This is a genomic window from Pseudolysobacter antarcticus, from assembly GCF_004168365.1.
Lineage (GTDB): Bacteria > Pseudomonadota > Gammaproteobacteria > Xanthomonadales > Rhodanobacteraceae > Pseudolysobacter > Pseudolysobacter antarcticus.
Genome location: NZ_CP035704.1, coordinates 2,782,116 through 2,806,352, shown reverse-complemented (window position 1 = coordinate 2,806,352; position 24,237 = coordinate 2,782,116). Strand labels below are relative to the sequence as shown.

Sequence of the window (24,237 nt, the reverse complement as noted above, 5' to 3'; positions counted from 1 at the left end):
CTGAGATGCGACGTTACGCATCGGTCGACGCGCTGCGCGGGCTTACCGTCGCGGCGATGTTGCTCGTTAACGATCCCGGCGATTGGGCGCATGTATACGCGCCGCTGGAACACGCGGAATGGAACGGCTGCACGTTCGCCGATTTCATTTTTCCATTTTTTCTGTTCATCGTCGGCGTATCGATTGCGTTGAGTTTGTCGCCGCGTGTGCTGGCCGGCGCGGACACCGCGGCGCTGCGACGTGCTGTGCTCTGGCGCGCGTTGCGCATCTTCGCGCTGGGTCTGCTGTTGAACGTGATCGCGCATTGGTGCATCGATCAACGCGATCTGCGTTTCATGGGCGTGCTGCAACGCATCGGCCTGTGTTATGCCGCCGCCGGACTCGCTGCGATCTATCTGAAACCACGCACGCAATGGCTGCTGTTTGGTGTGCTGCTGCTCGGATATTGGGCGCTGCTGGCATGGGCCGGGCCGCTCACTTTTGATGGCAATCTGGTCGCGCGCATCGATACGCTGGTGCTCGGATCGACTGCGTATTTGTACGATACGACGAGCGGCCAAGCGCACGATCCCGAAGGTCTGTTGAGCACATTCCCGGCGATCGCGACGACCTTGCTCGGCATGCGCGCCGGGATGTGGCTGCGCGAAAAAAATCTGCAGCGTCTTGTGGATTTCGGCGTCGTGGCAATGCTCGTCGGATTGGTCTGGGCGATGATTTTCCCGTTCAATAAACAGCTTTGGACATCGTCGTTTGTGTTGTGGACCGGTGGTGCGGCGCTGCTGCTACTTGCGTTGATGCACTGGCTGATCGATCGTCGCGGCTGGCAGGCGATCGGTCGCAGTTTTGGCAGCAACGCAATTGCGGCGTACGCTGGCGCGTGGCTCATGGTCTGTCTGTTCGAGCTGCTGCATGTCAGCCAGCCGTTGTATCGATTTTTGTTCGCCGACTGGATGACGCCGTATTTTGGCGCGTACCTGCCATCGTTGAGTTACGCGATTGCGATCACCACCATCTGGTGGCTGTTGATGTGGTGCTGTGACCGGCGCGGCTGGCATCTGAAAATCTGAAATCACCGCTTGATCGAACAACGAAAGGAATGCCATGAGCTTGCCGCAACAAATGCGTTATGTCGAAGCGATCAGTCCCGGTGCGGCCGATGTGCTGCATGTGGTCAGCGGCGCGTTGCCGCAGATCAAGCCGCAGGAGGTGCTGATTCGTGTGCTGGCCGCAGGCGTGAATCGACCGGATATCGGTCAGCGCAGGGGCGTGTATCCACCGCCGCCGGATGCGAGTCCGATCATTGGCCTGGAGGTTGCGGGCGAGATCGTCGAGCTTGGAAACGATGCGCGTGGATTCTCTCTCGGTGATAAGGTTTGCGCGCTGACCAACGGCGGCGGCTACGCTGAATATTGCGCTGCGCCGGCGTTGCAATGCCTGCCCTGGCCGCGGGGGTTCGATGCGATACGCGCCGCGGCGTTGCCGGAAAATTACTTCACGGTGTGGGCGAATATTTTCCAGATGGCGCACCTAAGCAAAGGCGAATCCTTGCTTGTGCATGGTGGCAGCAGCGGCATCGGAATTACTGCGATCCAGCTAGCGCGCGAATTCGCCGGCGTTGTTTATGCGACTGCCGGCAGCGCCGAGAAATGTCTGGCCTGCGAAAAACTCGGCGCGACTGCAGCCATCAATTACCGCGAGCAGGATTTCTCCGAGCGTATCGAAATACTCACTGCGGGCCGTGGCGTCGACGTGATTCTCGACATCATCGGTGCACCGTATTTCGCGCGTAATTTGCGCTGTCTCGCCAAGGACGGTCGCCTCGCCGAAGTCGCGACAATGCAGGGTGCAAAAGTCGAGCTGGATATCACCGAACTCATGCGCCGCCGCGCGAGCGTCATGGGCTCGATGATGCGACCGCGCAGCGGCGCCGAGAAAGGTGTGATCGCGAACGAACTGCGCGAAAGGGTCTGGCCGCTGCTCGCCGCCGGACGTTGCGCTCCGGTGATCGACAGCGTATTCAAACTCGATGAAGTCGTTGCCGCGCATGAACTCATGGAACGCAGCACACATATCGGCAAGATCATGCTGCATATCGCCGATTGAATGCATTGCGATAGGAATCGTATCGACGCCAAAACTCACGCGGATGCGAGATAATAGTCGCGGCCTGAGCGCCAGCGTCTTTTCAGAAACCGGATCAAAATTTCCATCATGTCGATTACTTTGCTGATCATTGCGATCACCTGCGTCACCTCGTTTCTCGCGTTGCAAAATCTCAAGATGATGAACGAGCTGATCCTGTGGCCGCCCGCCGTGAGCGCCGGCAAACAGTATTACCGTTTGCTCAGTTACGGCCTGATTCATGCGGATTTCCAACATCTGCTGTTCAACATGATCACGCTGTATTTTTTCGGTTCGGAGGCCGAGCGTTTTTATACGCGGCAGATCGGTAGCGTCGGTTTCGAATTGTTTTATGCCGGTGCGCTGGTCGCATCGATTCTGCCGAGTTACCTAAAGAATCGCGAGAACGCGGCGTATCGCAGCCTCGGTGCATCGGGTGCGGTATCGGCGGTCTTGTTCGGTTTTATCCTGCTGCATCCATGGTCGACGATCATCGTTTTTGTGCTGCCGCTGCCGGCGATCGTCTACGCCGGTTTGTATCTGGCCTATACGTTTTATCTGAGCAAGCAGGGCACCGACAATATCAATCACAGCGCGCATTTGTGGGGCGCGGCGTATGGCGTGGTGTTTGCGATCGCGCTCGATCCGAGTTTGCTCGGCAGCTTCCTGAATCAATTGGCGAATCCGCGTTTCTGATTTCTGGATGAGTCGTCGCTGGCGGGTTATATTCGCGCTACTTCAACTTTATCGATGGAGAATAGAATGATTTATCAGGGCGCATGTCACTGCGGAAAAATCGGTTTCGAGGTCGAAGGCGAGATCGGCGAACTGATGGAATGCAATTGCTCGATCTGCAGCAAGCGCGGTGCGCTGATGTGGTTTTTGCCGCGCGACAAATTGCGCCTCAAAACTGCCGAGGCCGATGTTTCGACCTACCTGTTCAACAAGCGCGTGATCGAGCATCACTTTTGCGCTACCTGCGGCTGTGCGCCATACGGCGAAGGCACGCTGGGCGGGCAGACGATGGCGGCAGTGAATGTACGTTGTCTGGAGAATGTCGATCTGTCGGCTTACAAGATCAATCATTACGACGGGCGCAGCTTGTAAGGTTTTTTATCGCCATGGAAGAAACACAAACTGTTCCGCAATTGCTTGAGGAATGGCTCAAGTGGCAGCTTGGGTGTCCGACTCCAATCGTCTTGAAGATGAGTCTGCAAATTTGACCGGCTCGTTCGATTTCGAGTGGACAGTTACAAATCGCCCAGAGCAGGGCTGGCGCGCCATCCTCGGTGCGGTAGCCGATGCACGCGTAGAACCATACCTCGGTTTGCTTGCCGCTGGTCCGCTGGAAGACTTGCTCTCGTGTCACGGTGAGGCGTTCATAGAACGCGTGGAAGCAGAGGCACTTTTGAATCCTAGGTTTGCCCGCGTGCTTGGTAGCGTATGGCAATTTCAGATGTCCGATGAGGTTTGGACACGAGTCCAGAAAGTTTGGGATCGTCCCGGATTGATCAGAGAAACGAAGGGCGGCGCGTAGCGTCTGCTCAGGCCGCCGGCGCCACCAACGTTTCACGCAATCCCGCACCTACACGCTCGCGCAACGCGGTGCGATAACGTCGGCTGCAGGGCAGGGTCGAGCCATCCTTCAAGTGCAGACGTGCGTCGCCGCTATCGAGCGGTTCGATCATCGCGAGCTGGTCGAGATTGACGATATAGCTGCGATGCACGCGCGCAAAGCGTTTCGGGTCGAGCCGCGTTTCGATATCCGCGATCGTGCTGCGCAACGGATAATCGCGTTCGCGCACATGCAGGTTGGTATAGTTGCCGGAGGCTTGAATCCACTCGATATCGTTGGCCGCGACGAGAAATTCGCGACCGAGCTTGCGTACCAGAAAACGCTCGGGCCGTTCCACCGATTCCACCGGCGCACTACCTTCGTCCGGCGCATCGAGCAGACTGGCTTCGCCCTGCATGCGTCGCAGTAGCAGTCGATAGCTGTGGATCACTACGACCATGCCGATAAATCCGCGCACGTCCTTGAGGTATTCGTAGAGAAAGACCCACCAGCCGTCGAAGCCATAGGATTGGCCCATCGCGATATAAGCTAGCTTGCGCAAGCCGATCATGCCGAGCACATGCAGCAGCGACCAGACCACGCTCGCCAGCGCATACCACGGCAAAAAGCGCCGCCAGGTATCGAGGTGCAGCGGCAGTCGGCGAGTGAATATGATCACCGCCGGCATCAGCGCCAGAATCAGCGCGTGGCTGCTGAACTCCCAGACCGCCGGCTCCCAGCTCGCGAACGGCAAGCCGGCGCGACGCACATCCATCAGCGTAGTGATGCTGTTGCCGATCGCATTGATCAGTGAAACGCCGATCCAGAATCCGACTTCGAATACGCGTCGCCACGGCTGGAATCGTTCGAGGGCTGTGCGTGGTGGGGATGTTTGCATTCGCGCATTTTAGCCTTGCCGACGCGTAACGTGGGTGCGACTCGTCCCTGCGCTCCACGATTCATCCCTCACCACAGTCAATCAAGCACTTGGCGCTGGTGGCAACGCGTGGCGAGCACGAATCTGCAGGCCCGATTCGAGAGGACTGCCGCCATGACTACCCGCCGTTACGATATCGATGCGCTGCGCGTGATCGCATTCGCACTGCTGATTCTGTACCACGTCTGCATGTTGTACGTGGCCGACTGGGGCTGGCATGTAAAAAGTCAGTACCAGAATGAATGGCTGCAGTGGCCGATGATTTTCCTGAATCGCTGGCGCATGTCGCTGCTGTTTCTGATCTCGGGTCTGGCGATCGGTTTGTTTAATCCTGCTGGCGCGGCTGGTCGATTTGCGCTGTCACGCACGTGGCGATTGTTTCTGCCGCTATTGTTCGGCATGTTTTTCATCGTGCCGGTGCAGCCGTATTGCCAAGGCGTGAGTAATGGCTTGGTTGAGCCGGGTTTTGGCGCATTCATGCTGCGCTACTGGAGTTTCCAGCCGTGGCCGAAAGACGCGTTCGATGGCTGGCAATACGGCATCACCTGGAATCACCTGTGGTATCTGGCCTACCTGTGGGTCTACACCTTGCTGTTGTGTGTGTTGTTGCCGGCGTTGGAATCGAGTATCGGCAAACGTTTGCAGGCGGCTGTGTGCGGATTGCGCGGTGCGGGTTTGATCGTGCTGCCGGCATTACCACTCGTGCTTTATCTGACCACGCTTGCCAAATATTTCCCCACCACCAACGATCTGATCCACGACTGGTTCCAGCATGCGTTGTATTTCAGCGTGTTGCTGTACGGTTATGTGATGGCGTGTTCGACTGCGCTGTGGCAGGAGTTGCTGCGTTTGCGCCATGTCACTTTAGCGTTGGCGCTGGTGATATTCGCGATCTATGTTGCATGGAATCTGCAGCTCGGCGAGCATCCTTCGGATCTGATGGTGGCGGGTGTTCGTTGTATGCGCGGCTTCTATCTGTGGACCGCGCTGCTAACGATACTCGGCTGGGGCCATGCGCTGCTGAACCGACCATTCCGCTGGTTGCCTTACGCCACCGAGGCGGTATTCCCTTGGTACGTGCTGCATCAGAGTTTGATTGTTCTGGTCGCCTACTGGCTGATTCCGCTGCATCTTGGGCCGGTACTTGAACCCGTGTTGGTAATCATCGCCACGGTTGGCGGCTGTGCGCTGCTGCACGAGTTCGTGATACGTCGCACCGCGCTACTGCGACCCCTGTTCGGCTTGAAATCCATGTCGTCGCGGCGCCCATTCGCAGCTCCCGCCGTAGCGGTTATCGCGCTCGCATCGATAGCGGATGACGTGCGCTGAGAGGCTGCTGCAAGCAGACCGCACGATGCCTTATGATCGGAAGATGACGAGCGCCCGTTGACGCTCGCTATCTTCCCGATCATTGGCTTTATGAGGTTCCGATGCTGCGTTTTTTGTCGTTGTCCGTTTTGATTCTTGCCGCTGCGATCGGCACCGATTCCGCTTTCGCGCAATCGATCGCCGCACCGGTCGACACTGCGTATGCGGGCAACATCGCGTTGAACGTGGACCTCACCGACTTGAGTCGTCGCATCTTCCGTGTGCACGAGGAAATCCCGGTTACGGCTGGCGCGCTGACGTTGCTGTATCCGCAATGGTTGCCCGGCAATCATTCGCCAACCGGGCCGATCGAGCAGATGGTCGGGCTGACGATCACCGCCAACGGCCAGCGCATCGAATGGCGGCGCGATCCATTCGAGGTATTTGCGTTTCACATTGATGTGCCGCAAGGCGCAACCCGACTGATTCTGGATTTCGAGTTCGTCTCGCCGCTTGATCGCGATGAAGGCCGCATCGTCGTCACGCCGGAAATCATCGGCCTGCAATGGAATACCGTGCTGCTGTATCCGGCCGGACATTATTCGTCGCAGATCACGATCGAACCGACGATCAAATTGCCGTCCGGCTGGCAATTCGGCACGGCGCTGGAAACAGCGAACGCGGAGGCCGACAACACGCACTTCAAACCAACCTCGCTCGAAATGCTGGTCGATTCGCCGTTGTTTGCAGGCAAGTATTTCAAGCGCTTTGATCTTGCGCCAAACGCGACACCGCCGGTGCATCTGGATGTAGTGGCCGATGCCGCGAAATACCTCGATGCCAAACCCGAAATTCTCGCCACGCATCTGGCGCTGGTGCAGCAAGCCTACAAACTTTATGGTGCGCAACATTATGCGCATTACGATCTGTTGCTGGCGTTGTCGGATAACTTCAGCGGCATCGGTCTGGAGCACGGCCAATCCAGCGAAAACGGCACGTTCCGCGAGTATCTGACCGATGCGAAAAAATTCGCCGGTCGCGACCTGCTCGCGCACGAATACACGCATTCGTGGAATGGAAAGTTTCGTCGCCCTGCGGATTTGTGGACGCCGAATTTCAACGTGCCGATGCGTAATAGTTTGCTCTGGGTATACGAAGGCCAGACGCAATACTGGGGCAACGTGCTCGCCGCGCGTGCCGGCCTGCTCAACGCGGAGCAGGCGCGTGAATCGCTCGCACTGGTAGCGGCAACTTTCGATCATCGCGAAGGCCGTATCTGGCGCAATCTGCAGGACACCACCTTCCAGCCGATCCTCGCCTACAAACGTGCGATGCCGTGGAGCAACTGGCAGCGCATGCAGGATTATTATTCCGAAGGCCAGCTGATCTGGCTCGACGCGGATACCAAGATTCGCGAACTCAGCAACGGCAGGCGTTCGCTCGATGATTTTGCGCATGCGTTTTTCGGCGTGGAGAACGGGCGTGTCGCGCCGCTCACCTACACATTCGATGACGTCGTGAAAACTCTCGATGGCGTACAGAAGTTCGACTGGGCGAGCTTCCTGAAAACGCGCCTTGATGGTCACGGCCCCGGCGCGCCGCTCGACGGTATCGCGCGCTCGGGCTGGAAACTCGTCTACACCGACAAGCCGAATTTGTATGGCGAGGATGTGCAGAAGCAACGCAAAATTGCCGACTTGAGCTATTCGCTCGGCCTGAGCCTCAGCAGCAAGGACGGCCGCATCAGCGATGTATTGTGGAACGGCCCCGCATTCAAAGCCGGCCTCGCCGCGGGCATGAAACTGATCGCAGTTAACGGCATCAGCTTCAGCAGCGATGAACTCAAGGATGCAATCACCGCAGCCAAGGGCAATGCCAAGCCGATCGATGTGCTGATCGAAAATCTCGATCACTACGAAACCCTGCACATCGACTACCACGACGGCCTGCGTTATCCGCACCTCGAAAGAGTCAGCGGCAGCAAGGATCGATTGAGCGACATCCTCGCCGCACGGCATTGAGTTCGAATCGTAGGTCGGATGAGCGGCGCCGCCGCGTTATCCGACGTTCGCCTATCGCCACCTATTCGGTATCGCGCCTGTTGGCCTAGCATTTGATGGGCGCGCACGTCTGGGCGACGAACAGCGGCAGCAATACCGTAACCACGCGGTAGCGAATAGATAAACCTGTGTTGTCGTAAACCTGAGATGCAAATTTTGCGCTTCAAGCATCCACACTGATTGCTGAATTCAATCTTCCGGACATGACAATCGCGCACATCAGTGTCTTGAACTGCTCGATATTGCTTGAGGGTGGATGGGGCTCAGATAGCACGGCAGCCAGTCCGAGTAGTTTCGTGTACAGCGCAGCCTGCTGAGGCCCGATGTCGCCACCGAATGCAAGCATGTGGATGATCTGACTGGACGTCACCTGTTTCTGGTCGGGCCACACTCCCCAACGCCGAACCAGCGGCTCCTTCAGTTCGAACAGTCTTTCTCGCATCGTATCGACTGGGCGGCCGTCGATCTTGACGTCAGACAGAAACCGGAACAGCGTCACCAGATTCGTATCGTTGCTATCGTTTGGAAGCCTGGACAAAAGCCATTGCTCAGACTCCTTGCTGATCGGGTAATTGATCTTGGCAATGCAGCCGAACGGCCGATCTGCGATGTTGGCGCGACATGGTGAACATTGTGCCCGGTACTGACTTATCGATTGTGCCTGCGCTACTAGCTGCCCGACCGTCATGGGAGTCTGCACCGTGGTCCCATCCGGCCTCGTTTGGTTTACGTGCACCTCGTATTTGCCGAGGATCGTTTCCATCGGCACGGCGGGGTTGGATTTGCGGATTTCCGCAACAGCAAACTCGGCCAAGCTCATGTAACCGACCAGAGTCACGAGCTTTTCCTCTGGCACGTTTTTTCGAACTTCGCAGGGAAATTTCAGTACGTAGTCAACGGCCATGAATGGTCCTAAAAATAGTTGCGGATGGTCGTGTTCCGCGCGGTGCTCACGCCACGCATTCGAACAATTTTTTTTGAAAAACTAGCCCGCGATCTTGCCCGCAAAAAGCGAGACGATCAAGAGAGTCGGCGATGCTGCGATACGAGGTGTTGCACATGATTCCGCGACTGCTGTCGATGGACGAAGAACGCAGCCGATGTGCAAATCAAACCGCCGCGCATGACGAAAGACATGGTTACGCATGGCCTATTTACGCTGGCGCGGTCAGCCACGAAGATGCGTGCACCCCACAGCCGAGGCAAGGAAGCGAACATGCGAGCATTTTTCTGCAATCCCGAAGGACAACTCCGCAACGGCGTCTGGATCGTGATCTTCCTCGTCTTGTTCGTGGCCAGCCGATTTGTCTATCACCCGGTTTCGCAAGCCATCCAGCATCTGAATTTCGATGCGGCGTGGTTACAACCATTGCCTTTCATCTTCGCGCTACTTGTTACTTGGGCTTGCGTGCGGCTGCGTCGCCAGCGCTTGTCCAGCGTGGGCTTCGAGATGGATCGGCGCTGGGCTAAGGAGGTGGGCGTTGGGGTAGGCATTGGCACCGCCGCGATGTTGGCGATTGCTGCACTGATCGTGGCGACCGGAGGCGCGCAACTGTCGCTCGACCCCGCTCGTAGTCTGGCGGCGCTGGGTTCGGCCGCATGGGTTTTTGCCTGCGTAGCGTTGTTCGAGGAGACGCTGTTTCGCGGCTTCGTGTTCCAACGCATGGTCGATGGCGCCGGCATCTGGATCGCGCAGATCAGCCTCGCGCTGCTGTTTGCTATCGCGCACTGGGATAACCCCGGCATGGAGCCAACCACCCAAGTCCTGGCGATGATCGACACGGCACTGGGCGCCATCCTGCTTGGTCTGGCTTACTTGCGCACGCGCAGCTTGGCCCTGCCCATCGGCATCCACTTCGGCTGGAACTGGGCCCAAGGCGCCTTGCTCGGTTTCGATGTGAGTGGCTTCGCGCAAGCGGGTTGGCTGCATGCGGAGATACTCGACAAACCGCAGTGGGTGACCGGCGGCAAGTTCGGACCCGAGGCCAGCATGTTCGCGGTGATTGTCGACCTGATCACCGTCGCTTTGCTCTGGCGTTGGCGCGGCACCCGCGCAAGATCTTGATCGCGGAGCTAGTGAGGTAAAAAAATGACAAGGACGGTGTCACTCACTCAGTGAGTAGTCCGATGGATCGAACCGCTCCGTTGTATCCATGCGTACGCTGCGGAGCTTCGCCGTTTTGAGGTGTGAAGCGTACAGCGACTCGACAAAATAGCCGATCAAGATGGACCGACGACGCGCGCCTGTCGAGTTCAGACTGGCTGCATGTACCAGATCCGCATCAAACACGAGGATGTCGCCCGCGCAACCCGAGAGCTGCATCGAACCGGACTCATCATCGAAGTTGAACGGCGGATCATCCTGCGCCGGGCGATGACTGCCGGGCACGATACGCGTCGCTCCGTTGTCGGGGCCATAGTCGTCGAAATACGCCAGCGCGTGCACCGTATCGCCGGGGCGATGGAATGAGAAGTCGCGATGCAAGGCCTGATGGCCGCAGCCCATCAAAGGCTCACGCCCCTCTACCTGCGACAGGAAAAACCGTTCGCCGATCAACTCGCCGACGGCCGCCAGCAACATCGGCAGGCGGCAAACGGCCTGCACCTTCGAATCAAGGTCCAACAACGAATGCCGCCAGCTCGCTTGGCGCGGAACGCCCCATTGATCCGACGGTTTCGCGCCTTCATCGAAGGCAATACGAAGCTCATCGAGCCATGTGATCGGAATCACACGACGCAGCATGGTATAGCCATCCCGATGTAGTTGCGCGCGCTTCGTCATGCTGTCTACGCCATAATTGAACGGGGCGCATAGCGCGTCCGCGGGAATAAGAAATTAGTCTTCGCCCCAATTCCAACTAAAGCCACAGTTCTTACAGATTAATCTATTTCGACTAGCGGGGAAGATGGCAAAGAAGAGAATAATGAGAATTGCGTATATACGATTACGCTTTCGCATAGTACGCTTAAAATCTGTGGAGCCGCAGCGTGGGCAGTGCTCTCTTTGTAAATCCATTACCTCATTCAATTCATCTTCCAAAACACCCGCATCGTAGTCAGAGAGGATCTGCCGAGACTGCTCCAGGAAACCTGCGGGCACCTGCACGAGCGTGCCACCGAGCGCCAGCGACATTGGCCAATCTGCGATGGCATGATTGGCCAATGCCACGGTAGCGGGAATGCCATCAGCGTCGAGTCGTGCCCGTACAACGTAGGCTTCCCAAGGGTCGAGAAAACGGGCGAGGGTGACAAGCATCGATTCGTGAAAACCCGTTCGTGAGGTAAGTAGCTGCTGCTGCGGTGGGAGTAACGATAGCGCGGACTCGCTGTAGCGGTCCACTGGTCGGAATGGTCAGGGCGCATTCTCAAGAACAAATTCAATTTCGTCGGGATCTACCACAATAGAATGCGAATGAGATCGACCGTTCCCGAGATCTGGTCATGAATTGCAAGCGCGCAGGGGGCACTAAACGGTAGCAAGTATCGGACTCCTGAGTGGTTAGTTCAGGGTGTCCACTAAACCGCAGGAACTATCATCACGGCTTGAATGAATTGTTAGAGGGCCTAGGTGTCACCTTGGGCTTCATACAGCTTTAGAAGCAATCTCTGCTCACGAAAGCGATTGGAGACAAAGGCTTGAATTACCAGCGGACCGCCAAATGCACCGAATACGAAATGCGGAATACCACCCCAAGAACCGCGGCCATGTCCCTCATGAATCAGCCAGAAAGAAAAACCAAGTAAGAAGAGCCCAGAGAGTACTTGAACCCACTTTCCATAGCGCCAGAGTTTGACGCTACGAGCTGCGCGGCCAATAGTCTGGAGTTCTTCTTCATCGAGCTCAATTGAATGTGTCATGGCCGTCTAACGCTTGAGTTGAGCGGCGGCGTAGCCGTCCGCCTCGAATGAATTGTTAGCCTTTTTGCGGATTCCTGTCCCGCTGTTCTACAGCACTCAACGCATCTGGCGGCAATGCTTCGTAGAAGCCCTCAATTTCGTGAGGCTCCGTGATTAACTTGTTTGCAATAAAGTTGATCAAGTCAAAGAGCTTAATTACACGCTCTGGCTGCTCGGACAGATTTATTTCACCGGGATGAACCGCGTTGTTACCGGTGATTCTTAGTGCATCTAGAGACTTTTGCACGAGTGGGTTTAACCCCTTAACCACCAGAGCTTTGATATCTTGATTGATGTTGACCCCTTTCTCACCCAATTGGACGCATAACTTTTGCAGTGCCAGCCGAAGCAGTGCTGCGGCAGCGCGCGGGGAGTCAGAAAGAATGCTTGCAGCTTCTAGGTAATCATCCTTGATACTTTGCAAAAGATCGTCATTTGGCGGAGGAGCAATCGTTCTTTTTGGATGGACTAGATTGTCACCAATCCAGAGCGCGAAGTTCTCACAATGCTGGCATCTCGTAACGATCCAATTGTGTGGAAGAGACGAGTTGAACTTAGATTGTCGGTCAACAACGCTTGACCATTCGAATTGACCGAACGTGCACAAGTGGGCGTAGAACTGTTTGGCGTAAACATTGCAGTACGGGCAATGATATTCGCCTTTGCCAAGTTGAGGCGGAAAGTATTCAAACGCCATGAAAGTTCCTCGGGAAGGCTAACGCTTGAGCTAAGCGGCCGCTGCCGCGAAAGAGTTTGATCTTACACCGTGCCGACTCGCAGCGGTCCGCTTGAGCGAATAGTTAGCCCGTAACCTACTTGCGCACGTAAAGCCAGCCGTCACCAGAACATTGCGAGCATCGATTGAAGCCTTCGCGTCCGGTTGCGGAGCACGACGGACACTCTGCCCAGTCGTTGACTCCAATCGCGCTACCCCAAGAGCCCTTGCAGCGTTTGCCGTCGACCTTGTTGCCGCAAGTTTGGTGAATGGCGGGCGCGTATCGCGTTGTACGACCGCAATTCGAGCAAACAGCGATGGGTTTTTCCAGTTTCTCAGACATCTCAATTACGGGCTAACTAGAATTAGAAATGCGGCGAGTGTTGCTTTGAGGCGTTCTAAAGTCAACAACTCCAACGCGATTCTAGATGGATAGCATATAAATGCTCGTCGTTCAGGCAAGAAATGCCTGATTCCCCGATTTAGGCCGCCTAATATTTTGCAGATGATCTATCGGCATAAATACGGGTAGCGAATGCTGACTATTCGGGGAAGCAGTTCGGTGGCATTTTTCCGACCTGTGCATTCTCGCGAAATTGCACGATATTGCCTTCGGGATCGTTGCCATCACACGCGCGGAATCCGCGTGCTTCCCATTCTTTGCTTTCGGGATTCAGCCTGCCGCCCAACGCTGCGGCTTTTATTCGCGCGTCGGCGATGCTGGGCACGGGGAAGAACAGCTTCACCGGAACGTCCGTGCGCCGTGTCGGTGGGGAAGTGATCGTGATCGACTTGGCGACCTGCTTCGGGAGGGAATGCAGCACGAGTTGAAAGACATCTGATTCCAACACGATGTGATCTTTTTCAGCTACGACTATGGTCATCGACAAAAGTCTCTCATAAAACGTCGCCAAACGCGGCAGTTCTTTGGCGAACAATACGGCACCGGACTTCGGTAAGTTTGGCATTTGAACCCCAGCACAGAATTGGAAGTGGATCGAATTGGTTTTACGTGAGTGATGCGAACCGCTTTCAATCTCGATTTTATTGTTGTGAGCTGAATGGGCAAACTCGTCTCGTTAGCAAAACTGGCGCTATTGCATTTGCGCATCCACGGCAACCATCGGCGATGTCGTATCACGCAGCAGTTGGTTTCGCGCCGTCCATTCTGCTGCTTCATCCATGACTTCGAGCGGCGTGAACAGGCCGGCGACCAAGGTCGCGATCGGTACGCCGTCGCGATAAAACACGCGGGATCCGGTCAAGCTCGGTATCTTGTTGCCGGCAAGCACGGTGCCGACCAGATTCAGTGGGTCGGCGCCGCTGAGATTGACCAGCGTGCTATTGCGTTCTTGCTGGCGGATTTTGCGCATCACGCCGATCGCGTCGGGCAGCGCGAATTGTTCGCCGGATAATCCCGCGACAAATCGTCCGCCACGGATTTCGCCGCGCGCTTCGAGCCGATGGAATACGCGCAGCAAGTCGCGCCATGGGGGCAACCATGCCGCCTCGCGTTCGAGCAAACGCCAGAACACCACGCCGTAACGGCGCAGCAAGGTCATCGCGATCTGCTCGACAAGTTCGGGCGCGTAGCCATTTTTTTGTGGGCCACCAGGTTCGACGTTTGCGGTGCGTCGCACTAGAGTCCAGCGCCCGGCGTGTTCGATGCCGAACAGCGAGACGCGTCGTCGCCCATGCCTTGAATGTGCCGATGCGCGTTTCGATGCAGGCACGAGCAGTGCGCGCAAACCGGCGTAACTGTCGGAGTTGACGCGACCCGCCGCGACCAGTTCGCCGAGCGCGTCTTCGAGTTCGGTGTGCAACAAGCGCGTCGCATCCATGAGCTCGGTGAAAAACGAAGCGCCGTGGCTCGCGAGATGATCGGCGACGGCTTGCGCGCGAGATGACAGGCTCGTTGTCGCATCGTCGGTTACGCGTGCGGCCAGCGTATTCCACTGCGTCAGATTGCGCCGTTGCAGCAGCACGATCGGTGTCGCGCGCACAGGGCCGTTGCCGCGATGTTCGCGCTGCTGCGCATTGGCGACCGCGCGCAAACGCGTCCACGTGATCTGGCCGGACGTGCACAAATCATCGAGCCACGAAATCTCGTAACCGCTCACGCGCGCCGGCAGAATTTCCGACTCCCACGCGCCCGCAGGCGCTTCGAAACCTTCGAGCTGAGCGAGGATATTCGCTAGCGCATCCGGGCCGCTGACTTGGCTGCCGGGTGCGACTCGTTGCCACTCGAACAGGAAGCGCATGAAGTCGCGCGGTTCGACCGGTTCGATTTCGCGGCGCAGGCGCTTGACGGTGTAGCGATGGATGCGCGCGAGCAGGTGGCGCTCGCACCATTCGATCGTGCCCGACGGTGCACTGAAATGTCCGCGCATGACATAACCCTCGGACTCGAGTGCGAGCAGTGCCGCTTCGATATCGCTGCCCGACAACGCCAGCGATGTGGCGAGCACTTCAGCGTAGGTCGGGCCGAGCCCGCTCATGCGTGCGCGCACGATGTCGACCAGCGCGGTTTCCGCGGTCCATGCGATTGCGGCGAATTCCGGCGGCGCATCGATCGGCGGTTCGCGTATGGCGAGCGGAAACACCACCATGAATTGCGGCAGACGCTCAGCGGCAATCCAGATTTCCTGCGTGGTATCGGCGCACAAACGCAGCCGCGTCACACGGCGTTGCAGCAGCAGGTTTTCGAGAAACGCCGGCCACGCGGTCGTGATGTTTGTTTCATTGGCGGTAAGAAATGCGAGCCCCATGAGCACATCATGCAACTCGTCGGCGTTGCGCGCTTCCGGCCACGCTTCTTCGCGCACGGCAGCGATTGCATCGGCATCGAGGCGACCGAGATCCTCGGCGCTTTCGGGGTCGGTCCAGCGCCGGCTCGATACCGCTAGCGTGCGGCGTTCTTCGAGCGGCGCGTCGTCGAGAAAGGCGTACGGACGCGCGCTGAGAACTTCCGCGGCGAGCGGCGAGGGCGCGGTGAGTTCGCGTGCGACGATGCGAATATCGCCGTGCTCCAGCGCATGCAACAGCGCGATCAAGCCATCGATATCCATCGCTTCGTGCAGGCAATCGTGCAAGGTCTGATCGACCAGCGGATGCTGCGGAATTTCACGTTCGCCAACGAGGTTTTCGGCGCAAGCCACCTGATCGGGAAACACCGTCGCGAGCAGGTCTTCGGATTTCATACGCTGCAGTTGCGCATGAACTTTCTTGCCGCCAGCGTAACGCGGCAGCGCCAGTGCAGTGGCGGCGTTCCAGCGCCAGCGCACGCCGAACATCGGCGCGTCGAGCAAGGCCTGGATCAGCACATCTTTCACCGACGCCGAATGCAGATAACGCGCGACATCATCCAGCGGAAAACTGTGGCTGGTCGATAACGACAGAATGATCGCGTCTTCGGTCGCGGCGGCCTGCAGCTCGAAGTTGAACTTGCGACAAAAACGCTTGCGCAGCGCAAGACCCCAGGCGCGATTGATACGGCTGCCGAACGGCGAGTGGATGATGAGCTGGGTGCCGCCGGATTCGTCGAAAAAACGTTCCATCACCAGATCGGTTTGCGTCGGCAACAGTCCGAGTGCGATCTTCGCGCTGCCGAGATAATCGACGAGTTGCTGCGCGGCTGCGGGCGCGATGCCGATCTCGTTCGTCAGCCACGCCATTGCGCTGCCGACACCCGTATCGAGGCGTTCGGAAATCTGCGCGCGCAATCGCGATACCGCATGCGAAAGTTCATCGCTGCGACCCGGCGCTTCACCGAGCCAGAACGGAATGCTCGGTGGCGCGCCTTGCGCATCCTCGACTCTCACCACGCTGCGTTCGACTCGTAAAATCCGGTACGAGGTGTTGCCGAGCTGGAAGATATCGCCGGCCAGACTCTCGACCGCAAAGTCTTCATGCACGGTGCCGACGACATGCGATTGCGGCTCGACCACAACCTGATAATCGGCGGTGTCGGGAATCGCGCCACCCGAGGTCAGCGCGGTCAGTCGTGCGCCCTGACGCGCGCGCAAAATGCCGTTAACCGCATCGCGATGGATGTAAGCCGCACGTTGACCACGACGCGTCGTGAAACCTTCGGCGAGCATACGCACAACGGCGGTAAATTCGTCACGCGTGAGTTCGGCGAACGGATACGCGCGGCGCATGAGATCGAACAATTCGGCCTCGTCGCAATCACGGCTCGCGACTTCGGCGACGATCTGTTGCGCGAGGACATCGATCGGTTTGCGGATGAGTTTCAGCGTATCGAGTTCGCCTTCGTGCACGGCGTGCAGCAGCGCACTGCATTCCACGAGATCGTCGCGCGACTGCGGTAACAACCGTCCTTTCGGTGTGCCGCCGACGGCATGGCCGGAACGTCCCACACGTTGCAAAAACGCAGCGATAGAGCGCGGCGAACTGAGCTGACAAACCAGATCGACCGCGCCAATATCGATGCCGAGTTCCAGTGACGCCGTGGCGACCAGCGCGCGCAAGTCGCCGCGCTTCAGGCGTTGCTCGGCATCGAGGCGCTGATCCTTGGCCATGCTGCCGTGATGCGAGGTGATCGCATCCTTGCCGAGGCGTTCGCTGAGATAACGCGCGACCCGTTCGGCCATGCGCCGCGTGTTGACGAAAATCAACGTGGTGCGATGACTTGCGATCAGCTCGGCAAGGCGATCGTAAACCTGCTGCCAGACATCGCCGGACATGATCGCTTCGAGCGGCGCTGCCGGCACTTCGATGGCGAGATCGCGATGCCGCGTATGGCCGGTGTCGACGATCTCGCAATCCGCGGCGCCATCGGGCAACACGCCGCCAGTGCCGACCAGAAAACGCGCGACTTCCTCGATCGGTTTTTGCGTCGCCGACAGGCCGATACGCACGAGTCGGCGTTCGCATAAAGCTTCGAGCCGTTCGAGTGACAATGCCAGGTGACTGCCGCGCTTGTTCGGCGCGAGCGCGTGAATTTCATCGACGATTACGCTGCGCGTAGTTGCCAGCATCTGCCGGCCGGATTCCGAACCGAGCAGGATGTACAACGATTCCGGCGTGGTCACGAGAATATGCGGCGGCCGTTTGCGCATCAGCGTGCGCTCGGACTGCGGCGTATCGCCGGTGCGCACCGCGGTGCGGATTTCAACATCGGGCAGACCGAGCCGCAGCAGCTCTTCGCGAATGCCCGCGATCGGCGCGTCGAGATTGATGCGGATGTCGTTCGACAGCGCTTTCAGCGGCGAGACGTAAACCAACACGGTTTCGTCGGGTAGCGGCATCTGCATGCCGCGCTCGACCAGCGCATTGATCGCCGCAAGAAACGCCGCGAGCGTTTTACCCGAACCCGTGGGTGCCGCGATCAACACGTGCCGGCCGGACTGAATAGCCGGCCACGCTTGCGCCTGCGCCGGTGTCGGCGCGCTAAACGTGCGCTCGAACCAGGCGGCTACGGCGGGGTGGAATACACGGTTTGGCATGAGAATAATATTGTGCCATGCGGCGTTAAACCAACGTGCGGAAATCGCGACGTCGGCGAAATGTTTGCGTCGGCTGCGTCAGGTCGTCATCCTTGCGATTAACCCGCAGACGAGATATCCCTTGGCACCCAAAGCAACCGTTTACAAAGCCGATCTGCAGATCAGCGACATGGATCGTAATTATTACGCGTCGCATATCCTGACACTGGCGCAGCATCCGTCCGAAACCGTCGAGCGACTGATGGTGCGATTGCTCGCGTTCGCGCTGAATGCGCATGAGTTTTTGACGTTCGGCAAAGGCCTGAGCGACGATGACGAGCCGGATCTGTGGCAGAAGGATCTGACCGGCGCGATCGATGTCTGGATCGAGATCGGCCAGCCCGACGAGCAGCGCATCCGCCAAGCATGCGGCCGTGCGCGGCAAGTGATCGTCTACAGCTACAGCGGTCGCAGTGCGGAAATCTGGTGGGACAAAATCGCCCCCGCGCTGGAGCGCAGCAAGAACCTCAGCGTGATCGATCTGCCGGCAACCTGCGTGCAGCAAATCGCGGCGCTGGCCAATCGCAATATGCAGCTGCAATGCCTGATTCAGGACGGCCAGATCCAGCTCATGCGCGATGACATCAGCGTCGATATCGAACTCGTGATACGACGCCTGCCGATCAGCATGCAGCAAAACCGCTAGGCCTTATCGAAACGTTGCGGTGACGCTTGCCACTGCAGCGTATGCCGGAGTAGTGTTCATCCGCGTCATCAACCCTTATCCCAGCGCCGTGCAAAGGACTATTTATGGATTGGCAGAAAGGCCGCGAAAGCGACAACGTAGTCGAGGACGATGGTAGCGGCGGTGGTGGCGGAGGCGGCGGTGGCATGCGCTTCGGCGGCTTTCATCTGGGCTTCGGCGGTATCGCCATCGTGGTGGTGGTGAGCCTGTTGCTCGGCAAGAATCCGCTGGAAATCCTGTCGCTGCTCAGCAACGGCGGCGGCGACGTCAGCAGTGTGCAATCCACCCCGCGCGTCGCACCGCAGGCAGGTCAACCGGCCACCAGCAATGATCCGCAGACCAAGTTTGTGCGCGTGATTCTGGCCAGCACCGAAGATGTTTGGGAAGCGTATTTCAAGGCCAACGGATCGCAATATCAGCGGCCCAAGCTCGATCTGTTTCATGGCAGCGTGCGCTCGGCCTGCGGCCAGGCATCCGAGGCGATGGGGCCGTTTTATTGCCCGGGCGATCAACTCGTTTATCTCGATCTGGATTTTTTCCACGAGATGGATACGCGTTTTCACGCCAGCGGCGATTTCGCACGAGCGTATGTGATTGCGCACGAAGTCGGCCATCACGTGCAGAACCAGATCGGCGTGTTTGATGCGGTCGAGAAACAGCGCGCGCGCGGTGCGGCGATGGAAGGTGCGACCGGTTTGTCGGTGCGCCAGGAGTTGCAGGCTGATTGTTTCGCCGGTGTCTGGGCGAACAAATCGCAGGCACAGTTGCAGTGGCTGCAAGCCGGCGATATCGAAGCGGCAATGAATGCGGCGAGCGCGGTGGGCGATGATAGATTGCAGAAACAGTCGCGCGGTTATGCCTCGCCGGATTCGTTCACGCACGGTACGTCCGAGCAGCGTCAGCGCTGGTTCCGCGCAGGTTTCGACGGCGGCGATATTGGCCGCTGCGATACGTTCAAGGCGGCCACGCTGTAGCAGAAAAACTAACCCCGTCGCGCCTGCTGCTGCGTTCTAAGGCAGGCGCGACGTTTTGGCGCATCACTGGAGATAACTCATGGCAACTTTCCCACGTATCGATAGCCCATGCCCGTTGCGTTTCAACAGCATGCCCGGTGCAGCAGGTTTCGATTGCAGCCAATGCCAGCGACACGTGCACAACCTCTCGGCGATGAGCGAGTCGGCGCGCGAGCAATTTCTCGCGGGTTGCGATGATTCGGTCTGCGTAGCCTACACTGTGCCGCGAGTGAGTCCTCGCGCTGCGACCGCTTGGGTGCTGGCCGCCAGCGTGGGACTGATGGCAGGATCGGCGATGGCGCAGTCCACGCCGCTGCCGGCAACGCTGGATGAAGCCTTGGCGCAGATGAGCGGCAAGAGCAGCGGCGACACGAGTACGGTGCAAGGCCAACTTGGCCTCGATAGCGTCATGATGCTGGGCGGTGTCAGTAATCCACGCAGCGCTGAACGCGTGGATTTTTCTGTCGGGCCGCGCGCGCCGGAGTTGCCTGTGGTACTGGACGATGCCTATGAGCCAGCGGTGCAAGCGTCCAGCATCGATGCAAAAGGTGGCTCGCGCTAGAACGCAATACCGCACCAACGGCATGGCGGAAAGCGCGCTGGCCCCCGGCGCGCGTTTATTTTTGCGTGGCGAATTTCGTCGCCACTTGCGCCGCCGCTCGCATTTCCATTTTTGCCAGCGTGCCCATCGCCGTGCTGAATCGCGATGGATCACCTTGACCGATGGCGAGTGCGATATGGGTGCTGTCGAAACCCTCGGTGGCTGCGTCGAAACTTTCCCAGTGTCCGCCGATCCACGCCTGCGCCCAGGCATGCGGCGCGAACACATCGTTGCGATTGTTGAAGCGGGGATCGTAAACCATGCCGACTGCAACACGGGTCGGCACGCCGGTGGCGCGCCCCAGTGCGGCGAGCAATAAAGCGTAAGCGGTGCAATCGCCGTTGCCGGTCTTGATCGCTTCGAGCGCCGAGACATAACCGAGAAATTCGCTGCGTCCACGCATATGCTCGCGCACATAATCAGTCAACGCGCGCATGCGTTTGCGCGGATCGGAATTGGTGCCGACACGCTCGGCAATCGTGCGAATTTCCGTCGCATCGCTCTGCATCCATGGGTTTGGTTGCAAGGTTTCCGGTGCCGGTTTGTCCTCGCGCGCTTCGTTGCCACACTGGTTGCAAACATCGACGGTCGTGCCCGCCGCATCGTGGCGCACGCGCTGCTCGCCGGTTTGTGGTGGATCGAGCGGTGCACCGTCGCGCAAGGCGAGGGTGTAGCGAATATGCTGCGTTGTCGCCTCATGACTGATGCGAAACGGTGAGCGCACGAGCAGACGGTTGAGATAGTCCAACGCCTGATTCGGCGCCATCGCCTGCTCGCGCGTGACCGCGACCAGTTGCATTTGCAGCCCGGAGATTTCGGTGCTGATGCGCTGTGGCTGATACGTGGCATCGAAGTCGGTCGAGGTGATCGCGACATGATCCGAATAATGCACGGTGCGTGTCACATGCAGTATTTGCGGCAGGTCGTGACCGGTGACTTTTGTATCTGCATCGATTTTCAATTCGACCGGCAAGCTGCTGCCGAGCATCGCATCGAATGCCTTGAATTGAAGCTGCCGGTTTCCCTGCGCGACCGCGGTTTTTATTAGCTGCAATTCCTGCATCGGCCACACCGTGTCGCGCGTGACCGTGATGTGCTCGCGCTGCTCAATGCCCGAATATGTCGAGCGCAACAACACCGTCTCGGCATCGATGCTGCCGCGTTGCAATCGATCGATATCGCGGGTGCGCACGTGCGTCGAAAAACTCAGCGGGTTGCCGTGCGGATCGGATTCAAAATTCAGTTCGATATCGAGTTGGTTGGCGCGCCCGGCGCCTTTGAGGTCGATGACCGTGTGGCTGGAGTCCAGCGTAAGTTGCGCGCTTTCCGAGTGTTGGGTTGTTGCGTAGCCGACCTTATTGCCATCCAGTAATACGCTGAACCATTGCTCTGCAGCCATCGCCGGCATCGGCAGGCTCAGCGTAAAAAACAATGCGATGCGCAGGCCGTTGCGTTTGCAAAGCTGATGAAAAGGTATGCGCCTCATCCGACTTCCGCCACGCCTTTGGCCTCGGCGGTGCCGAGCAATTCGGGTTGCCCCAGCGGTTCGCTGCGTCGACTCAGTAACGGATAGACCAGCACCGCGCCGAGAATGATCGCGACACCGGCGTAGAACAAGATTCCGAGTTCACGTTGTTCGCCGAGCAGCAGTGCGGCGAGCACGATTGCGTAGACCGGTTCCAGGTTGATCGCGAGCTGGGAGCTGAATGCGCTGAGGTGGCGCAGCGCGACCAGTGACAATGCGAAAGGCAGCAAAGTGCATCCCATCGCGAGCAGCAACAGCAGGATGGCATCGTGGCTATCGGGCAGCGGAAATATCGCCCCAGTGTGTGGCAGCACTGGTGCGATCAAGGTCAGGAAAAGCGTACCCGCCCCAAGCTCGATGCAGGTGACCGTGAGTGGATCGCCATGCTCGACCAGCCGCTTGTTGAATGAGCTGAACACTGCGACCAGAAACGCCGACAACACGCCCACGGCGATGCCCAGGCGCATCTCCGCCGGCACGCCACCGACTACCATCGCCACGCCGGGTACGACGGCGATACCTAGCAACAGCTCACGCGGATCGAAACGCCGCCGCGCAATCCAAGGCTCGATCAACGCGAGGAAAACTGTGCCGAGCGCCATGCAGGTGACGCCGACGGACGCGTTCGCGAGTTTGATCGCGCCGTAAAATGTCAGCCAATGCAGCGACACCAAAACACCGATGCCCGCATACGCCGCGATTAGTCGCCACGGCATCGCACGCAAGCCGCGCCAGACCTTCGGCACGAGCAACAAAACGACAGTCACGAGCAATACACGCCACCACACCAACGCCAATGCCTGCAAAGTGATGAGCTTGCCGAGGATCGCGGTGAATCCCCACAACACGACGCAGAAATGGATTTGCAGCTGGGCTTTGTTGACTGGCGACATACGCGGTTTGAGTTTTTCTGAGCGGTACAGAGAGTCGCGCAGCGTGAGGCTTTTTGCGGGCGCTGAAAAGAGGGCGTTCGCGATCCGGTGCCTGCGCTGATGTTTCGCCGCGAATATGCGTATCGGCAATGACACAGTTTTGCATCGACTTGCGTATTGTCTGTTGAGCCGGGTGATTGTTGTTTGCTTATCGCGCAGCACAGCACCGGCATTTTCCCTGATCGCATGCAAAGGAGCGTGGCCATGAAATTTTTCTGTTGCTTGTTGTTATTGCCGGGTTTGGTCTTGGCGGATGCGACTATTCCGACCAAGGATTTGCCAAGCTCGAAAGAACCCGCGGCACTGGGGCGTTACGACGGCAGTTTTATCGTCGAATCGCAGGCGAAATCCTACGATGCGCTGAGCTTGCCGCTGTCCGCGTTGATTGCGGTCGGTGACGATAAAACCGATAGCCACAACAACAGTTTGTATGCGGCGAAACAGAAGCTGAGCCTCGAAGGAAAGCTCGTTCGTGCAGCGTATGTGTTACCTGCGGAGCGCAGTCCGCTCGAAGTGCTGCGTAATTATCAGCAGGCGCTGAAGGACAAGAACGGCGCCGTTTTGTACGAGTGTGCGGGCGACGAATGCGGGGGCGATGCCACTGCGGGCGCCGATCACGGCGGCGGCAGAACCGCGCTGATCGATTCGGTGTATCCGGTGAATGCGGTGACCTCGGCCAATTTCAGCAACGGCAATTGCGCGATCAACGCCGGCCACGTCGATCAACGTTTTTTTGTTGGCAAGCTGGACAATGCTGGCGTCGAAACGCATGTCGCCGTGCTCACCTACACCGTGCGCGACGAGTTGTATTGCAAGGCGTTGAATGAGCGCACCGTCGCGCTGGTAGTGACGCTCGAAGCAAAAGCGCGCGAGCAGAAAATGGTGGCGGTCAAGGCCAGCGAGCTCGCGCAAAGCATCAACGCGACCGGCAAGATCGCGTTGTACGGCATTTATTTTGATCTCGACAAGGCCGAGCTCAAGCCGGAATCGAAACCGCAGATCAATGAGATCGCCGCGTTGCTCAAGGGCGATCCTGCACTCAAGCTCATGGTGGTCGGCCATACCGATAATCAAGGCGCGGCGGCGCACAACATTGAGCTGTCGAAAAAACGCGCCGATGCGGTCGCGAGTGTTTTGCAAGCGCAATACGGCATCGCCGCCGATCGCCTGCTCGCGCAAGGCATGGGTAGCGCGGCGCCGGTCGCGAGCAACGACAGCGATGCGGGACGCGCCAAGAATCGTCGTGTCGAGCTGGTCAAACAATAGCTGGAAAGTCGCCGATAGCTAGTCCCGATGCGACTTGGATTTACAGCGACATTCTGGTGATGAAGATAGACGATGACCGACTCGATGCCGATGCATCAAGTCGGTTTTCGTGCGC

Annotated in this window: 22 protein-coding genes; 12 read left to right on the top strand and 10 right to left on the bottom strand. The window is 58.3% G+C overall.

The window, feature by feature from the left end:
- Window positions 1-5: 5 nt before the first annotated feature.
- The 5 genes from ELE36_RS11955 (at window position 6) to ELE36_RS11935 (ending at window position 3,658) form a co-directional block, all read left to right on the top strand.
- Entirely contained in the window at window positions 6-1,067 is a 1,062-nt protein-coding gene (locus ELE36_RS11955) for an acyltransferase family protein (RefSeq protein ID WP_129836846.1), read from the top strand.
- 34 nt (window positions 1,068-1,101) lie between these two features.
- Entirely contained in the window at window positions 1,102-2,103 is a 1,002-nt protein-coding gene (locus tag ELE36_RS11950; RefSeq protein ID WP_129833581.1) for an NAD(P)H-quinone oxidoreductase, read from the top strand.
- Between the two features lie 108 nt (window positions 2,104-2,211).
- Window positions 2,212-2,817: a rhomboid family intramembrane serine protease gene (locus tag ELE36_RS11945; RefSeq protein ID WP_129833579.1), complete on the top strand. Its 606-nt coding sequence runs from the start codon at window positions 2,212-2,214 to the stop codon at window positions 2,815-2,817.
- Between the two features lie 66 nt (window positions 2,818-2,883).
- On the top strand, window positions 2,884-3,228 hold the full coding sequence (locus ELE36_RS11940) for a GFA family protein (protein ID WP_129833577.1): 345 nt from the start codon (window positions 2,884-2,886) through the stop codon (window positions 3,226-3,228).
- Window positions 3,229-3,301: 73 nt separating this feature from the next.
- Entirely contained in the window at window positions 3,302-3,658 is a 357-nt protein-coding gene (locus ELE36_RS11935) for a DUF6869 domain-containing protein (RefSeq protein WP_129833575.1), read from the top strand.
- Between the two features lie 7 nt (window positions 3,659-3,665).
- Here ELE36_RS11935 and ELE36_RS11930 read toward each other — a convergent pair whose 3' ends face one another.
- Window positions 3,666-4,574 (bottom strand): LytTR family DNA-binding domain-containing protein, encoded by a 909-nt coding sequence (locus ELE36_RS11930; protein WP_129833573.1) that lies wholly within the window; start codon window positions 4,572-4,574, stop codon window positions 3,666-3,668.
- A 153-nt stretch (window positions 4,575-4,727) separates the two neighbouring features.
- Between ELE36_RS11930 and ELE36_RS11925 the strand changes: the two genes are divergently transcribed.
- Together ELE36_RS11925 and ELE36_RS11920 are read left to right on the top strand one after the other, a co-directional pair.
- Window positions 4,728-5,942, top strand: coding sequence for an acyltransferase family protein (locus tag ELE36_RS11925; RefSeq protein ID WP_129833571.1), 1,215 nt, complete (start codon window positions 4,728-4,730; stop codon window positions 5,940-5,942).
- 101 nt (window positions 5,943-6,043) lie between these two features.
- Window positions 6,044-7,942: a M61 family metallopeptidase gene (locus ELE36_RS11920; protein ID WP_207215765.1), complete on the top strand. Its 1,899-nt coding sequence runs from the start codon at window positions 6,044-6,046 to the stop codon at window positions 7,940-7,942.
- A gap of 202 nt (window positions 7,943-8,144) precedes the next feature.
- On the opposite strand, the gene ELE36_RS11915 is transcribed toward ELE36_RS11920, so the two are convergent.
- Window positions 8,145-8,885: a hypothetical protein gene (locus ELE36_RS11915; RefSeq protein WP_129833569.1), complete on the bottom strand. Its 741-nt coding sequence runs from the start codon at window positions 8,883-8,885 to the stop codon at window positions 8,145-8,147.
- Between the two features lie 198 nt (window positions 8,886-9,083).
- Here ELE36_RS11915 and ELE36_RS11910 point away from each other — a divergent pair, with 198 nt between their 5' ends.
- Window positions 9,084-10,046: a CPBP family intramembrane glutamic endopeptidase gene (locus tag ELE36_RS11910; RefSeq protein ID WP_207215764.1), complete on the top strand. Its 963-nt coding sequence runs from the start codon at window positions 9,084-9,086 to the stop codon at window positions 10,044-10,046.
- Window positions 10,047-10,085: 39 nt separating this feature from the next.
- On the opposite strand, the gene ELE36_RS11905 is transcribed toward ELE36_RS11910, so the two are convergent.
- The 6 genes from ELE36_RS11905 to ELE36_RS11880 all read right to left on the bottom strand — a co-directional run bounded on the left by ELE36_RS11905 (window position 10,086) and on the right by ELE36_RS11880 (window position 18,061).
- Entirely contained in the window at window positions 10,086-10,763 is a 678-nt protein-coding gene (locus ELE36_RS11905) for a phytanoyl-CoA dioxygenase family protein (protein WP_129833566.1), read from the bottom strand.
- A gap of 54 nt (window positions 10,764-10,817) precedes the next feature.
- On the bottom strand, window positions 10,818-11,237 hold the full coding sequence (locus tag ELE36_RS11900) for a hypothetical protein (protein ID WP_129833564.1): 420 nt from the start codon (window positions 11,235-11,237) through the stop codon (window positions 10,818-10,820).
- A 308-nt stretch (window positions 11,238-11,545) separates the two neighbouring features.
- On the bottom strand, window positions 11,546-11,839 hold the full coding sequence (locus tag ELE36_RS11895) for a hypothetical protein (protein ID WP_129833562.1): 294 nt from the start codon (window positions 11,837-11,839) through the stop codon (window positions 11,546-11,548).
- Window positions 11,840-11,894: 55 nt separating this feature from the next.
- Entirely contained in the window at window positions 11,895-12,575 is a 681-nt protein-coding gene (locus ELE36_RS11890) for a DUF4145 domain-containing protein (RefSeq protein WP_129833560.1), read from the bottom strand.
- Window positions 12,576-13,135: 560 nt separating this feature from the next.
- Complete coding sequence (locus ELE36_RS11885) at window positions 13,136-13,531, bottom strand: VOC family protein (RefSeq protein ID WP_207215763.1); 396 nt, start codon at window positions 13,529-13,531, stop codon at window positions 13,136-13,138.
- A gap of 156 nt (window positions 13,532-13,687) precedes the next feature.
- Window positions 13,688-18,061 carry a DEAD/DEAH box helicase gene (locus ELE36_RS11880; protein ID WP_129833557.1) on the bottom strand — a complete coding sequence of 1,458 codons (4,374 nt, stop codon included), beginning with the start codon at window positions 18,059-18,061 and terminating at the stop codon, window positions 13,688-13,690.
- 121 nt (window positions 18,062-18,182) lie between these two features.
- Here ELE36_RS11880 and ELE36_RS11875 point away from each other — a divergent pair, with 121 nt between their 5' ends.
- The 3 genes from ELE36_RS11875 (at window position 18,183) to ELE36_RS11865 (ending at window position 20,360) form a co-directional block, all read left to right on the top strand.
- The gene (locus tag ELE36_RS11875; RefSeq protein WP_129833555.1) at window positions 18,183-18,746 is read left to right on the top strand and encodes a YaeQ family protein; all 564 of its coding nucleotides are present in this window, start codon (window positions 18,183-18,185) and stop codon (window positions 18,744-18,746) included.
- A 104-nt stretch (window positions 18,747-18,850) separates the two neighbouring features.
- Complete coding sequence (gene ypfJ / locus ELE36_RS11870; protein WP_129833553.1) at window positions 18,851-19,759, top strand: KPN_02809 family neutral zinc metallopeptidase; 909 nt, start codon at window positions 18,851-18,853, stop codon at window positions 19,757-19,759.
- A 79-nt stretch (window positions 19,760-19,838) separates the two neighbouring features.
- Window positions 19,839-20,360: a hypothetical protein gene (locus tag ELE36_RS11865; protein ID WP_129833551.1), complete on the top strand. Its 522-nt coding sequence runs from the start codon at window positions 19,839-19,841 to the stop codon at window positions 20,358-20,360.
- A gap of 55 nt (window positions 20,361-20,415) precedes the next feature.
- On the opposite strand, the gene ELE36_RS11860 is transcribed toward ELE36_RS11865, so the two are convergent.
- Window positions 20,416-21,885: a transglutaminase-like domain-containing protein gene (locus ELE36_RS11860; RefSeq protein WP_129833549.1), complete on the bottom strand. Its 1,470-nt coding sequence runs from the start codon at window positions 21,883-21,885 to the stop codon at window positions 20,416-20,418.
- Entirely contained in the window at window positions 21,882-22,817 is a 936-nt protein-coding gene (locus ELE36_RS11855; protein ID WP_129833547.1) for a DMT family transporter, read from the bottom strand. The genes ELE36_RS11860 and ELE36_RS11855 overlap by 4 nt, the downstream gene beginning before the upstream one ends.
- Before the next feature lie 243 nt (window positions 22,818-23,060).
- On the opposite strand from ELE36_RS11855, the gene ELE36_RS11850 reads away from it, so the two are divergent.
- Window positions 23,061-24,122 carry an OmpA family protein gene (locus tag ELE36_RS11850; protein ID WP_129833545.1) on the top strand — a complete coding sequence of 354 codons (1,062 nt, stop codon included), beginning with the start codon at window positions 23,061-23,063 and terminating at the stop codon, window positions 24,120-24,122.
- Window positions 24,123-24,237 lie beyond the last annotated feature (115 nt).